The organism is Clostridium aromativorans, from assembly GCF_020908015.1.
In the GTDB taxonomy this organism is placed as follows: Bacteria; Bacillota; Clostridia; order Clostridiales; family Clostridiaceae; genus Clostridium_B; species Clostridium_B aromativorans.
In genome coordinates, this window is sequence record NZ_JAJJPB010000011.1 from 62,181 (window position 1) to 75,517 (window position 13,337).

General features: G+C 35.4%; 15 protein-coding genes and 1 riboswitch. Of the genes, 13 read left to right on the forward strand and 2 right to left on the reverse strand.

Annotation, left to right across the window (positions count from 1 at the left end; all coding sequences use genetic code 11):
* The first annotated feature begins 184 nt into the window (after window positions 1–184).
* Genes LN736_RS09995 through LN736_RS10025 form a run of 7 tightly spaced genes read left to right on the forward strand, consistent with a single transcriptional unit; the run spans window position 185 to window position 6,645 of the window.
* The gene (locus LN736_RS09995) at window positions 185–931 is read left to right on the forward strand and encodes a class I SAM-dependent methyltransferase (RefSeq protein WP_179977584.1); all 747 of its coding nucleotides are present in this window, start codon (window positions 185–187) and stop codon (window positions 929–931) included.
* Between the two features lie 49 nt (window positions 932–980).
* A complete protein-coding gene (nikB, locus tag LN736_RS10000; RefSeq protein WP_106009188.1) occupies window positions 981–1,919 on the forward strand; it encodes a nickel ABC transporter permease in 939 nt (312 codons plus the stop codon).
* A gap of 1 nt (window position 1,920) precedes the next feature.
* Complete coding sequence (nikC, locus tag LN736_RS10005) at window positions 1,921–2,745, forward strand: nickel transporter permease (protein WP_229981492.1); 825 nt, start codon at window positions 1,921–1,923, stop codon at window positions 2,743–2,745.
* 22 nt (window positions 2,746–2,767) lie between these two features.
* Window positions 2,768–4,318, forward strand: coding sequence for an ABC transporter substrate-binding protein (locus LN736_RS10010; protein ID WP_229981493.1), 1,551 nt, complete (start codon window positions 2,768–2,770; stop codon window positions 4,316–4,318).
* Complete coding sequence (locus LN736_RS10015) at window positions 4,315–5,142, forward strand: ABC transporter ATP-binding protein (RefSeq protein WP_229981494.1); 828 nt, start codon at window positions 4,315–4,317, stop codon at window positions 5,140–5,142. The genes LN736_RS10010 and LN736_RS10015 overlap by 4 nt, the downstream gene beginning before the upstream one ends.
* Complete coding sequence (locus LN736_RS10020; protein ID WP_229981495.1) at window positions 5,102–6,070, forward strand: ABC transporter ATP-binding protein; 969 nt, start codon at window positions 5,102–5,104, stop codon at window positions 6,068–6,070. The genes LN736_RS10015 and LN736_RS10020 overlap by 41 nt, the downstream gene beginning before the upstream one ends.
* A gap of 32 nt (window positions 6,071–6,102) precedes the next feature.
* Complete coding sequence (locus LN736_RS10025; protein WP_229981496.1) at window positions 6,103–6,645, forward strand: succinylglutamate desuccinylase/aspartoacylase family protein; 543 nt, start codon at window positions 6,103–6,105, stop codon at window positions 6,643–6,645.
* Window positions 6,646–6,674: 29 nt separating this feature from the next.
* Here the strand turns inward: LN736_RS10025 and LN736_RS10030 are convergent, their stop codons facing one another.
* A complete protein-coding gene (locus LN736_RS10030) occupies window positions 6,675–6,965 on the reverse strand; it encodes a DUF2325 domain-containing protein (RefSeq protein ID WP_150357044.1) in 291 nt (96 codons plus the stop codon).
* A gap of 96 nt (window positions 6,966–7,061) precedes the next feature.
* A riboswitch (SAM riboswitch) is annotated at window positions 7,062–7,188 on the reverse strand.
* Between the two features lie 231 nt (window positions 7,189–7,419).
* Here LN736_RS10030 and LN736_RS10035 point away from each other — a divergent pair.
* Window positions 7,420–8,583: a MerR family transcriptional regulator gene (locus LN736_RS10035; protein ID WP_150357043.1), complete on the forward strand. Its 1,164-nt coding sequence runs from the start codon at window positions 7,420–7,422 to the stop codon at window positions 8,581–8,583.
* 63 nt (window positions 8,584–8,646) lie between these two features.
* Window positions 8,647–8,826, forward strand: a complete 180-nt coding sequence (locus LN736_RS10040; protein WP_150357042.1) for an alpha/beta-type small acid-soluble spore protein — start codon at window positions 8,647–8,649, stop codon at window positions 8,824–8,826.
* 96 nt (window positions 8,827–8,922) lie between these two features.
* On the opposite strand, the gene LN736_RS10045 is transcribed toward LN736_RS10040, so the two are convergent.
* On the reverse strand, window positions 8,923–9,153 hold the full coding sequence (locus LN736_RS10045; protein ID WP_150357041.1) for a helix-turn-helix domain-containing protein: 231 nt from the start codon (window positions 9,151–9,153) through the stop codon (window positions 8,923–8,925).
* Between the two features lie 156 nt (window positions 9,154–9,309).
* On the opposite strand from LN736_RS10045, the gene LN736_RS10050 reads away from it, so the two are divergent.
* The 4 genes from LN736_RS10050 (at window position 9,310) to htpG (ending at window position 13,055) form a co-directional block, all read left to right on the forward strand.
* A complete protein-coding gene (locus LN736_RS10050; protein WP_229981497.1) occupies window positions 9,310–9,447 on the forward strand; it encodes an aspartyl-phosphate phosphatase Spo0E family protein in 138 nt (45 codons plus the stop codon).
* Window positions 9,448–9,475: 28 nt separating this feature from the next.
* Window positions 9,476–9,604, forward strand: coding sequence for a hypothetical protein (locus LN736_RS18975; protein WP_268253835.1), 129 nt, complete (start codon window positions 9,476–9,478; stop codon window positions 9,602–9,604).
* 93 nt (window positions 9,605–9,697) lie between these two features.
* Entirely contained in the window at window positions 9,698–10,771 is a 1,074-nt protein-coding gene (locus tag LN736_RS10055) for a S8 family serine peptidase (RefSeq protein ID WP_229981498.1), read from the forward strand.
* Window positions 10,772–11,180: 409 nt separating this feature from the next.
* Window positions 11,181–13,055, forward strand: coding sequence for a molecular chaperone HtpG (gene htpG, locus LN736_RS10060; RefSeq protein ID WP_179977577.1), 1,875 nt, complete (start codon window positions 11,181–11,183; stop codon window positions 13,053–13,055).
* Window positions 13,056–13,337 lie beyond the last annotated feature (282 nt).

Sequence of the window (13,337 nt, forward strand, 5' to 3'; positions counted from 1 at the left end):
TATTTTCATAATGGTAGAGATATAGTACTGTATTGACAAAATTTCTGTATATATTTGTGATTTTGGCATGAGTATTGCTATTTAATTAAAAGGGGTTATCGTAATTTTAAACAATTTTATACTCAGGATGACAATGAGTTTTATATATATGTGGGAAAAAAGATTTTAGATAGGGGGGAATTTGGTGGAGACGATTATTCAAGATTACTGGGACAATAGGGCAGATACATACAGTGAAATGATAAGTGGAGAGATGAATAGTTTCAAAAGGAATAGCTGGAGTGAAATTATTAAAAACAAGGTTGCTTTGAAAGAGAATATAAAAGCACTGGATGTGGGAACTGGACCGGGTTTTTTTGGAATTATCATGGCTCAGATGGGATATCAGGTAACTGCAGTGGACGGATCGGAGGCCATGCTTCAGGAAGCTGAAAGAAATGCAGAAGTGGCGGGAGTGAATATAGATTTTATAAGAGGGGATGTGGAAAATCTTGATTTATCTCCGGAAAGTTTTGATTTGATTATCAGCAGAAATGTCACCTGGACATTAAAGAATCCCGTTAGAACCTATGAAAATTGGTTTAAGCTTCTAAGGACTGGAGGAAAGCTTATTATATTTGATGCAAACTGGTATCTTAGATTATGCTGCACTGAGCTGCAGGATAGATATGTCAGGGACATGGATGCAGCTTTGAAACTGGGCTATGACTGCAAAATCCATGAAAAGCAGATTAAAGTATGTGAAAATATTGCGAGGGATCTTCCGCTGACTTATAAGCTGCGTCCTGCATGGGATGAAGAGGTATTGATGAAGTGCGGGTTTTCAAAGGTTGATCTGGAAAATGATATTTCAGAGAAGATATACACTGAAGAGGAAAAAATGGCCTATAGAACTACGCCTATGTTCAGCATATGTGCATGGAAATTGTAGAATGCAGCCGCTGTATTCGAGACATTGAGGGAAAGAGGCGGTGAGGTGGATGCGTAAATACATATTTAAAAGATTGTTGTATTTGTTTCCAGTTCTATTTGGAATTACATTTTTAACATTTGCTCTTACATATTTTTCACCGGGTGACCCTGCAGTGCTTATGCTGAATGCTACAGGGGTAACTCCTTCTCCTGAACTTGTAGAGAAAGTGAGGGGTGAATTGGGACTTGACAGACCTTTTCTGCTTCAGTATTTTAGCTGGCTGTCCGGTGTGATTAGAGGAGATTTTGGCATTTCCTACAAGTACAATAAACCGGTGCTGGATTTGATATTTGAAACACTTCCGGCTACTTTTAAACTTGCGGTCGTGTCCATCTTTCTGATGCTGCTCATAGCACTTCCGCTTGGCATTTTATCTGCACTTTATAAAAACAAGCTGGCTGATTATGTAATAAGAACTGTATCATTTTTTGGCATATCCATGCCTGGATTCTGGGTTGGTTTATTGTTAATGTATATATTTTCATTGAAGTTAAAAATTTTACCGGTCATGGGTGACTCAGGATGGACAAGTATTATACTGCCTTCGGCAACTTTGACTGTTGCAATGGCATCAAAATATACAAGGCAGCTGAGAGCCTCCATACTCGAGGAAATATCCCAGAATTATGTAGTTGGCGCCAGGTCGAGAGGAATTGGTAAATGGTGCATATTGCTTAAACATGTACTCAAGTGCTCTCTTTTATCAATTATAACTTTGCTGGGCTTGTCTCTTGGATCACTTCTTGGAGGAACAGCTATAGTTGAAACTATTTTTTCCTGGCCAGGAGTGGGGAAACTTGCCGTGGAGGGTATATTTACCAGAGATTATCCTCTGATACAGGGATATGTGGTGTGGATGACATTGATCTATGTATTTGTCAATCTTGCTGTAGATATTTCATACTACATTTTAGATCCTCGTATTCGATTGGAAAAGGGGGCTTGATATGAAGAGATTTGAAACATTTTTAAAGGATAATAAATTGTTTGTATTTCTCTGTATACTGGCATTGACTTTGATTGCGGCAGCTGTCACAGCACCTTTTCTGGCACCTAATGATCCCTTTAAAACGAATATGGCAAATTCCCTTCGGGAAAGCGGCGGCAGATTTCCACTGGGTACTGATAATCTTGGCAGGTGTATTTTTTCGAGACTGCTCTATGGAGGTCAGAATTCTCTGAAGATGACTTTCAGCCTTGTTGTATCCGTATTTATAATTGGCACGGCGGTGGGAACAGCAGCGGGGTATTTTGGAGGACTGGCCGATAATATTATAATGAGATTTTCCGATGTTTTTCTCGCTTTTCCTGGAATTATTTTTGCCATTGCCATTGCAGGAGTGCTTGGACCTAGTTCTATTAATACAGTTATAGCTTTGATTGCAGTAAATTGGGTAAAATATGCCAGGGTGAGCCGGAGCCTGGTCATGGCTGTAAAAGAAAAGGAGTATGTTAAATTGGCAAAAATGGGGGGTGCCAGAGAATATCAACTGATCTTGAAATATGTAGCGCCCAATATAATACCATCTCTTGTGGTAATGGCCACTATGGATATAGGCACTATGATGCTTGAAATATCGTCCCTGTCATTTTTGGGACTGGGTCCGCAGCCGCCTACTCCAGAGTGGGGTTATATGCTCAGTGAAGGCAGAAATTATATGCAGACCTCACCAGAGCTTATGATATATCCGGGCATTGCCATATTTATAACCGTCATGATATTTAATTTACTGGGAGATAGTATGAGAGACATACTGGATCCTAAAAAATAATATTGAGGAGGACTTGGTGAAAATGAAAATAAAAAAATATCTAGCAGTTATACTTTCAATGATTTTTTTATGTGCAGGTTTTATAGGGTGTAAAAGTGAGAGTACTGCTGAAAAAAATGACAATGGACAATCAAAAAATATTGTATTTGGAGTAAATCAGTTTCCCAGCACTCTGGATCCGGCAGAAGGATTCAACGGCTGGTTTGTTTCCATGTATGGTGTAGGAGAGACACTGGTGAAGCTTGATAAAAATATGAAAATAGAACCACTGCTTGCCGATTCATGGAAAAGAGTGAATGATTTAACCTGGAAGTTTCATATTAAAGATGGAGCTAAGTTTCAAGATGGTACACCTGTCAACGGTAAAACTGTAAAGGCTTCTCTGGAAAGGTCCCTGAAGTTAAATCCAAGAGCAGAGTCAATATTACCTATAGACTCTATAACAGAAGATGGACAATATGTTAGTATAAAAACAAAAACTCCCTATGAGGCATTTTTGGGAAACATTGCAGATCCGGTTGCCATAATAGTAAATACCGGTGCTTCAAAGGATACATTTACCAAAGCCCCCGTGTGTACAGGACCTTTTAAAGTTAAATCCTATGTTCCAGATTCAAAAGTGGTGGTGGAAAAGAACAAAAACTATTGGGGAGATGAAGCCAAAATAGACGGAGCAGCTTTCAAGTACATCAAAGATGCCAATACCCGGGCAATGGCGCTTCAGTCGGGAGAAATTGATGCGGCACAGAGTATTTCAAGCGACAACATATCCTTATTTGCCGACAAGTCCGAATACAATACAGATAAGATTACCAGCCTGAGAATAATAATGTCCTATGAAAATCTGAACAATGAATTTTTGAAGGATCCTGCAGTCCGCAAAGCCATAGCTCTGGGAGTGAATAGAGAATCCTATGCCCAGGATGTTTTAAAAGGCACTGCTGAAGCTGCAGTTGGACCTTTCCCTAAATCCCTGCCCTTTGGAGAAAAAAAACTTACGGCATATAAATATGACAAGGAAGGGGCAGCCAAACTTTTAAATGATGCAGGATATACGGATACTGACGGAGACGGCATAAGAGAAAAAAACGGGAAAAAGCTGGAATTGAACCTGGCATTTTACACAAGCCGTTCCGAGCTTCCGGTAATTGCACAGGCAATGCAGTCTGAGCTTAAGGAAATCGGCATAGCTGTTAAACTGCAGTCCTATGAATCAGTGGCCAATGTGCTTAAAAGCGGCAGCTTCGATCTCTGTTTGTATAGTGTGAATACTGCAACATCGGGAGATCCTCAGTCTTTTCTGGAATTGTATTTCAAGACCGGAGGAAGTGAAAATTATGGTAAATACAGTGATCCTGAAGTTGATTCTCTTATTGACAAGCTAAAAAATGAAAAAGATACTCAAAAAAGAAATTCTATTGCCATAGATGTACAGAAAAAATTGCTGGAGGATAATTCCGATATATTTTTAGTTACGCCAATGCTCAATCTGGTAAGTAAAAGTGACGTGAGCGGGCTGACAATGTATCCTGTTGATTATTATCTGCTTAACAGCAGTGTGGATATAAAATGATAGCTAAAAGTGTACTGGATATAAAAAATATATCTATAAAATACGGAGAACAGGCACCTGCAGTTGAAAATGTAAGCATGACAGTTAAAAATAAAGAAATAGTTGGAATTGTAGGCGAAAGCGGAAGCGGAAAATCCACGATTATAAGGGCCGTACTTGGACTTTTGCCTGCAGGAGCAGCTGTTTCCTCGGGAAATATAATTTTTGAAAATGAAGATATTCTCAATTATTCTGAAAAAAAATGGAGAGAAATACGGGGAAACAGGATGGCAGTGATATTTCAGGATTCAGGCGGATTTTTGACTCCTGTAAAAAAAGTAGGGAATCAATTTGTAGAAACTATAAGGAGTCATTTTCATATTTCAAAAAAAGAGGCTTTTGATAAAGCTGGTTTCATGATAAAAAAAATGGACATGGCAGATGCAGCTGCTGTAATGAATTCATATCCCTTTCAGCTGAGCGGCGGTATGAAACAGAGGGTTGCCATAGCCATGGCCATGGTTATGAAACCTGAACTTCTTCTGGCAGATGAACCTACCAGCGCTTTGGATGTAACTGTTCAGGCCCAGGTTGTGAAGCAGATGGTTGAACTCAGAAAGAATTTTAATACAAGCATAGTGCTGGTTACCCATAACCTGGGAGTGGCAGCCTATATGTGCGATAAAATAGGAGTAATGCAGGAAGGAAGGCTGGTGGAGTGGGGAACTAAGGATCAGGTGATAAATAATCCCAGGAACAAGTATACTATGGAATTATTATCGGCGGTACCTGAATTGGAGGGATGTGATTTTGGAGGAAAAGAAGCAGCCTATACTGGAGATTGAAAATCTTACAAAACAATTTCAAATGGAGGATAAAAGAAGACTGACTGCAGTGAATGATGTGAGCCTGAAGCTGTATGAAGGGGAGTGCCTGGGTCTGGTTGGAGAAAGCGGCTGCGGTAAAAGCACCCTGGCAGATATGATAGTTCATCTTGAAGAACCTACTTCCGGAAAAATTATTTTCAGAAATCAGGATATTACCAATTTAAGAGGAGAAAAATTGAGGCAGAACAGGAGGAAAATTCAGATGATATTTCAAGATATCTCTGAAACCTTCAATCCCCGGATGAAGGTCCGGGAAACTATAGCTGAGCCTCTTTTGAATTTTAAACTCATAGATAAGCACAGTGCCCGTAAAAAAGCGGCAGAGCTTCTTGAAGCAGTTGGCATGAGTGAAAATTTTGCAGATAGATATCCCCATCAGCTGAGCGGAGGACAGCGGCAGAGAGTGGCAATAGCAAGGGCGGTATCCTTAAAACCTGAAATTATAGTATGTGATGAAGTCACTTCAGCCCTGGATGTTTCCGTACAAAAGCAGGTTCTTTCTCTCCTCGAGGATCTGCAGAGGAAAGAAAAATTGTCCTATATTTTTATCTGTCATGATCTGGCAGTGGTAAAAAATATAAGTCATAGGGTTGTGGTTATGTATCTTGGAAAAATTGTTGAAATTATTGACAGCTGTAAACTCATTTCAAGTGCATGCCATCCTTATACAAAAGCCCTGCTGTCATCCGTGCTGTCTGTTAAAAAAGCTGATAACAGCAGAATAGAAATAATTAAAGATGAGCCGCCAAGTCCTTATTGTCTACCTCCAGGATGCAGTTTCAGCTCCAGGTGTGAAAGATGCAGTGATGTATGTTTGAAAGAAAAGCCTGAATTAAAAGTAATAGGAAAAAGTCATTTAGTGGCTTGTCACTTATTTGATAAATAATGTATAGGCTGCGTACATATTATGAAGAGTTAATGCCTTATGTATATTATGTGGGAGCAGCTGCAGCGGAAGTTGTTGAAAAATCAAAGGCCATGGCAGAAGTGGTGGATGTTCCCTGTTTGGTACGTTCTCCACATGGCAGCGGGGGTTCCTATAATTATGCAGGCTCCTGTGGTATTCCGAGTATTTTGATTGAGAGAGGATGTACAGGTGTCTGGTCAAAAGAAGAAGTGGAATTGGGAAAAGAAGATGTTAGAAATGTGCTGCGTTATCTTAAAATTCTGGAGGGAAAGATCTCTGGGAAAATCTATAAACCTGTAGATGTAGAAAATGTAATTTACAAAAATGCATCACACACGGGATGCTGGTATCCGACAAAAAGGGCAGGAGATACCTTGAAAAAAGGAGAAATATTAGGCTGGATTAAGGATTATTTTGGAAATGTACTGGAAATATGTGTTGCTGAAGCAGATGGAATTCTGCTCTATCAGGTTGTCAGTTTGTCTATTATCAGGGGTGGCCCCATGGTGGCTTACGGAGAGAATGTAGATTGTGGCCAGATAGATAAATGGTGAAAGAAACAAATATTTCGGAATAGTTATTGCTATGATGTCTTTTTCATGTAAGTATTTATGTTCTTGTTTATGCTGGACCAGGAATGTTTGCAGAACATTACTGTGATATTATTTCGTTTTGATTGTTGTTTTACTATTTCAGCCATATTATGCCCTATGTAGTCTATAAGAACCACAACTATATCCGTATTTGATGGAATTTTTATTTTTCTGTCTCCTTTTTTTCTCCCCGTAACATGTACTATTTTATTAAATCCGTTTTCCCTCAATTTGTTTTTTATTTTTTCAATTCTGTCTCCGCCTACCACTAAAATCCCCATCAGACATACCTCCAATTTTTATTTTGTAATATAAAAAAGCTATTTTCCTTTTATAAGAAAAATAGCTTTTGATAGCAGGTTATAGAATTAGTATTTTTCTTATCTTTCAAAGTGACTTAAAACAGTTTAATTCACTTTGCAGGAATTGACACCGATACATCTAAAAATTGATGCCGGTTGTCGGGTTTCAAAGGGCCAGTCCCTCCACCGCTCTTGATAAGAGAACCTTATTAAGTTATATGAGCTTTATTATACTACAATATGATTGATAATGCAAATAAATATTGAAAATAAGTCAGAACCTTTTAAAATTGAATTTTTTCAAAAAGTATTGACTCTGACTCCGCGTCATAGTGCAATATATATGTAGAGATTATTTATATCAACAAAGATTACAGCCGGCAGAGTATTAGACAATAGTGATAGTTCTAAAATCAGATTTTGAGGTGTGGAAATGAGAACAGTAAAACAGGTTTCAGATTTGACGGGAATAAGTGTGCGCGCACTGCATTACTATGATGAGATAGGATTGTTAAAACCAAGTAAAATTACAGAGGCAGGTTACAGGCTTTATGATGACAGGGCTCTTGAAGCTTTACAGCAGATCTTATTTTTTAAGGAGCTTGAATTACCTTTAAAGGAAGTAAAAAAAATCATGACAGAACCAAGCTTTGATAAAATGGAGGCACTAAAAAATCAGAAAAAACTGCTTGTTTTGAAACGCAATAGATTAAACGAATTAATTGGACTTATAAATAAAACGTTGAAGGGAGAAAGCACGATGAGTTTTAAGGAATTTGATATGACCGAATATTATAATGTGTTAGAAGAATTTAAAACAGAAAATAAGACTAAAGTAATTAGGCAGTGGGGAAGCATAGATAAATTTGATGAATTTATTGAAAAAGTTAAAACTAAGGAAAGTGAAATTGCTAAAGACGCTATAAAGCAGTATGGAAGTATAAAAAAATTCACTGAAGCTTTAAAGAAAAATTTAAATAGTGATGCTTTAACTAAAGCAGAACAGATTGATGAGTTTAAGAAAGATTGTCTTTATGACGGGAATCCTAAATTAAAAGAACTATATAAAAAACTTGTATCTGATTTAAGTAAAGATCCTTCTTCGTGGGAAATTCAACGGATTGCTGAAGAAATAACTAATACAGTTAAAAAGGATTATGAAGTTTTTAAAGCTGATATGGGAGATTATTACTGGCACAGTATGGTGCAAATTTATTTGGTATTTCCTAAATGGATAGAAGAAGTTGATAAGAAATATGGAAGCGGTGCGTCTAAATTTATAGGAAAAGCTTTGAAAATTTATTCTGAAAATAATTTGCCTAAAATAGATACATTATATAAAAAGCTTGTATCTGATTTAAGTAGAGATCCTTTTTCAAGAGAGATTCAACAAATTGTTTTTGAAATAGCAAATGAAACCAGGCAAATAAATGAAGCTTTGAAAGTAGATGAAGGAGAAAATTATTTTGGGTATATGGCAGATTTTTATTTATCAAGTCCTGAATTTATAAAAGCAACAGATAAAAGATATGGAAGCGGTGCATCAAAATTTATAGGAAAAGCCCTAAAATTTTATTCTAAAAACAAGTTGAACTAGGGTAAATTTCTATTATATATTTCATTGAAATGTACAAACTATTGTAGAGGAGATGATAATTTTATGTCCAGAAGAAATAAGATATTGGTTCCCGAAGCTAGAATTGGCATGGAGAGATTAAAAATAGAAGCGGCCAGGGAGCTTGCTGAAAAGAACAGAGATCCTAACGCAGTAAATAATTTTTCAGTAGGTGGTCAGATGGTTAAAAAAATGGTTGAAAAATATGAAAAAAAATTAAAGTAATATCAAAAACCCCGTCCGAAAAGGATGGGATTTTTTAACTCCATTCAATTTATTTATAAATGTGAATTAAGTTAGCCGGAAAACAATTTTAGCTTTTTAGCTGTCTTCCATTGCTTTCTCAATATTTAAAATAAAATCGCTGGCCTTTATATCTAAACTTTTGCAGATTTTAAAAATGATATTTAAAGTAGGATTTCGTTTCTGACACTCTATCATGCTTATATAAGTCCTATCAATATTACATTTATGAGCAAGATCTTCCTGCGATAATCCACATTTTATTCTGCGGTTTTTTAAAGTTACAGCAAGTGCATTTTCTAATGTCACATAAACCACCTCTTGAATTTAATTTTAAAAAAAATGTTGCAAATTATCAGCATACTATAGTCTACAATAGAGGATTTTTATGCTATAATTTAAAAGTGTTTTGAATTATAAACTTTAATTTGTTATTTATAAGAAAGGCGGTTTGAAATTTACGTGATGGATGATAAGGTAAACGATTTAAGAGAGAGATTACATAAATTGATTGAGGAAAGGGCGGATTATAGGGAAATATTAAAGGCAAGCCAAAAATTAGATAAATACATAAATCAAATCATAAAAAGTACAAGCAGTTAATTATATAAAAAGCAGAGATCTGCCTTTTTTGAGGTATAGGCAGACATTAAATGTACTGGATTCAGCGGCAGGAAGCGGACTTATTAAAAATAATGTTAAAATAGTGAAAGGTCTCATCTCAAAAGGATGGGGCTATATTTCAAATATCAAATTTTAATTAAATCTTAATCAGTTCAATAAGTGTTTCTTTAGAAATTAATATTAGAATTTATATATAATAAAAATTAAAAAAATAGGGAGATATTTCTACATGAAGAAAAAGTATAAAATTCTAATCATAGTGTTTATATTGTTTATTATAAGTATGATATCTTTAAATGTGCTGATAAAACCCAATAATGCATTAAATAAAGGTACTGCTGGAATTGCTGTAAAAGTGACACCGGCAGATTGGAAGGTTGGAAAATTAAATAAGCTGCCACAGTTGAGCTCAAATTTTAAAAACAGTAAAGGAATGGACTTGCGTTCAAAGGATTTATCGGAAGCTGATATTGATGGAAGGGAAAAAGAACTTTTAAATTCAAGCTTTGATAGTAATACAAAATGGCCAAAAAATATTACATCAGTTTTTTCACCTGAAAAAATTATGTCATTAGGGAAAAATCCAGGACTTGGCATAAGAACTCTCCATAGTTTAGGAGTGAATGGGAAAAATGTTGGTATTGCAATAATAGATCAGCGTCTTCTTGTAAATCATGCTGAATATAAAGATAATGTCAAATCTTATGAAGAGCTCCACTGCGGACGTGAAACTTCAATGCATGGAGCTGCAGTAGCTTCAATAGCTGTTGGTAAAAAAACGGGTATCGCTCCAAAATCTGATTTATATTATATAGGACAAGATCCTGTGGATATATGCCAAAAATCAAAAGTCAATTTTAATTACATTGCTCATGCCATAAACAGAATAATAGAACTCAATAAAAAGTTACCTCAAGGTAAAAAGATAAGGGCTATTTCCATTTCAATAGGATGGAGTCCTAGAGATGTGGGGTACAGTGAAGTGATAAAAGCAGTGGACAGAGCCAGAGAAGAAAATATATTTGTAGTTTCATCATCACTTAAAGATACTTATGGATTTAAATTTAACGGGCTTGGAAGAAACCCTCTGTCTGATCCCGATACCTCTTCATCCTATACTCCGGGCTTATTCTGGCAGAAGGAGTATTATGAAGGAAAATATAACTTGAATAATACACTGCTTATTCCCATGGATTCAAGATGTACAGCAAGTCCAACAGGATATAGGGTATGTTTTCTACCGAGAAGGTGGCTGGAGTTGGTCAATTCCTTATATAGCAGGTGTTTATGCTCTTTCCTGTGAAGTCAAACCAAGTATAACTCCCGATGAATTTTGGAAGACGGCATTAAGAACTGGAACTACTGTTGAATTTAGAAGAAATAGTAAATTACATAGTTTAGGTAAGATAATTAATCCTGTAAAATTAATTCAAAGTTTAAAAAATAATTCATGAGAATTTTCTTTGTTATAGTTCTGATAATTTACAGCTTAAATATTATGACAAATGAATTCAGCAGATAAATTTGAGAAAATATATTGACAAAGAAGAAATTATTGCTAAAATAAAATTAGCACTCAAGTAATATAAGTGCTAACAAAAAAATATTCAGGTGACCATGAATCCGGGAATCACTTGACTGTATGATAATTGTGACAGAGGTGTCGTGCCCTGCCATTAGTATATTATATATAATTGAAAGGAAATGATAAAATGGCTGTAAAAGAATTTAAGGCAGAGTCGAAAAGACTGCTTAATTTAATGGTTAACTCAATATACACAAATAAAGAAATATTTTTGAGAGAACTTATATCAAATGCCAGCGATGCAATTGACAAAAGTTATTATCGATCACTTGTTGATGAAAATGTTAATTTCAACAAAGATGACTTCTATATCAGAATTGCTGCAGATAAGGATAAGAAAACACTTACAATTACAGACACGGGTATAGGCATGACAGAAAAGGAGCTTGAAGATAATCTTGGGACTATTGCAGAAAGCGGCTCTCTTGCGTTTAAGAATGAAAATGACATAAAAGATGGAGTAGATATTATAGGTCAATTTGGAGTTGGCTTTTATTCCGCATTTATGGTGTCTGACAAAGTAACTGTAAAAAGTCGTTCTGCTGATTCGGATAAGGCCTATAAGTGGGAATCAGAGGGGGCTGAGGGATATAGTATTGAGCCCTGTGAAAAGGAAACTACAGGTACCGAAATTATCTTAAAAATTAAAGAAAATACTGAAGATGAAAAATATGATGAGTTTTTGGATGAATACAAAATAAAATTGCTGGTTAAGAAATATTCTGATTTCATAAAATATCCAATCAAGATGATGGTAAAAAAGAGCAGGCCTAAAAAAGATAATGAAAAAGAATATGAGGATTATTTTGAAGATGAAACTTTAAACAGCATGGTACCTATCTGGAGAAAAAATAAAAATGAATTAAAGCCTGAGGATTATGATCAATTTTATATGGATAAGCATTTTGGATATGATAAACCTCTCAGGGTAATACATTCAAGTGTAGAAGGTGTGGTCAGCTACAAGACACTGCTCTTTATCCCGGCCAGAGCACCTTATGATTTCTATACAAAGGAATTTGAAAAGGGGCTGGAGTTATATTCAAATGGCGTTTTGATAATGGAAAAATGTGCTGATCTTCTTCCGGATTATTTTAGCTTTGTCCAGGGTCTTGTGGATTCAGCAGATCTTTCCCTTAATATTTCAAGAGAACTTCTGCAGCATGACAGGCAGCTTAAATTCATTGCAAAAAAGATAAAAGATAAAATAAAGAGCGAACTTCTTTTGATGCTTAAAAACAATCGTGAAAAATATATTGAATTTTACAATAGTTTTGGAAAACAGCTTAAGTATGGAGTTTATTCTGATTTCGGGGCCAACAAGGAAGTACTGCAGGATCTGTTGTTGTTTTATTCTTCTACAGAGAAAAAACTTGTAACTCTTGACGAATATGTTTCGCGAATGAAAGAGGATCAGAAATATATATATTATGCAGCAGGTGAGAATGTAGAAAAAATCGAAAAATTGCCTCAAACTGAATTGGTTAAAGACAAAAATTTTGAAATATTGTATTTTACCGACGATGTAGATGAATTTGCCATTAAGATGCTTATGAAATATAAGGAAAAGGAGTTTAAATCTGTTTCCAGTAAGGATCTAGGTTTTGATTCTGATGATAGAGAAAGTAAAAAGGAAACTGAGGAAAACAAAGAGCTATTTGATTTCATGAAGGAAGTATTGAAAGATAAGGTAAAAGAAGTAAGGGCTTCAAATAGACTTAAGACTCATCCTGTGTGTTTGGCAAATGAAGGGGAAGTATCCATTGAAATGGAAAAAGTACTTAAAATGATGCCAAACAATCAAAATATTAAAGCCGATAAAATTCTTGAAATCAACACAAACCATCAGATGTTCAAGGCCATCAAGAAAGCGTTTCAAGAGGATAAGGATAAATTAAAGGTATACTCCAATCTGCTGTACAATCAAGCGCTTTTAATTGAGGGACTTCCCGTGGAAGATCCAGTGCAATTTGCAAATGATGTGTGTACTTTGATTAAATAATTGATGTTCTACTTTCCTTTTGAGGAAGAAGAATACGGCAAGTAAGAGACATAGTATTTCTGTGTCTCTTTTTTGCTTTGAATATTGAAATAACAGCTAATTGTTTCACGAGTATGAGAATTAGAAAACTGTTAGAATAATCAAATTGCAACAGTGAATATAACAAATAATCTCACATTTTTAAATTAATCTAACAGAATGTTTTAATGGATAATATAAGTAAAAGCTTTATCTGTGCATTTTAAAAGAATTGCTATAAAAAATAATCAGTTGGTATGATTA